This is a genomic window from Rhodococcus sp. T2V (genome assembly GCF_029269925.1).
Classification (GTDB): domain Bacteria; phylum Actinomycetota; class Actinomycetes; order Mycobacteriales; family Mycobacteriaceae; genus Rhodococcus_F; species Rhodococcus_F koreensis.
Map to the genome: position 1 here is coordinate 1 of NZ_JARJBD010000316.1, position 1,011 is coordinate 1,011.

Annotated in this window: 1 protein-coding gene; it reads left to right on the forward strand. The window is 64.7% G+C overall.

Annotation, left to right across the window (positions count from 1 at the left end; all coding sequences use genetic code 11):
- Nucleotides 1–983: IS1634 family transposase (locus P3H15_RS54110; RefSeq protein WP_276144842.1), on the forward strand; the 983-nt coding region annotated here is incomplete at its 5' end.
- Between the last annotated feature and the right edge of the window lie 28 nt (nt 984–1,011).

Sequence of the window (1,011 nt, forward strand, 5' to 3'; positions counted from 1 at the left end):
ACTCGAAGGAGCGGCGGGTCGATCCGCAGATCGTGGTCGGCCTGCTCGTCGACCGGACCGGGTTTCCGCTGGAGATCGGCTGTTTCGAGGGAAACAAGGCCGAAACCCACACCATTGTGCCCATGATCCGGCAGTTCCAAGACCGCCATGACATTGCCGGTGTCGAGATGGTGATCGCCGCCGACGCCGGGATGCTCTCCGCTGGCAACCTCACTGCCCTCGACGAGGCCGGGCTCAAGTTCATCGTCGGGTCCCGCGTCACGAAAGCCCCAGCCGATCTGGCGAACCATTTCCATTGGAACGGGAACGCTTTCGCCGACGGACAGATCATCGACACCGTCACCCCGAGGAACGCGAAGAGCGCCGTCAACGATGTGCGCCACCGCACCGAACCCATCTGGGACGCGGCCGGACACCCGAAGTCATGGCGGGCGGTCTGGCAGTACTCGAAACGCCGCGCCGTCCGCGACAACCAAACACTCAACGCGCAAGAAACTCGGGCCCGAGACGTCGTCGACGGCGGCAAGGCACCGAAGTCGACACGGTTCGTCAAGACCACCGCAAACGGTCGGAGCCTCGACACCGCAAGCATCGATCGGGCCCGGTCACTGATCGGGCTGAAGGGCTACGTCACCAATCTTCCCGCCTCGATCATGGGACCAGGCGAGGTCATCGCGAAGTACCACGACCTCTGGCAGGTCGAGCAGTCGTTCCGCATGTCGAAAACCGACCTGAGGGCGCGGCCGATGTTCCATCACACCCGCGACGCCATCGAAGCCCACCTCACCGTCGTGTTCACCGCACTTGCCGTCGCCCGCTACCTGCAGACCGAGACCGGGACCTCGATCCGCTCCCTGGTCCGGACCCTGCGTCCGCTGCAAGAAATCACCATGACCATCGCTGGCCACCCTCACACCGCCGCCGACCCACTCACCCCAGACGCAGTCCGCATCCTCACCGCGCTGGACCTACCGACCCGCTGACCGGGGCACTAAACCTGTGCAAGTCAGG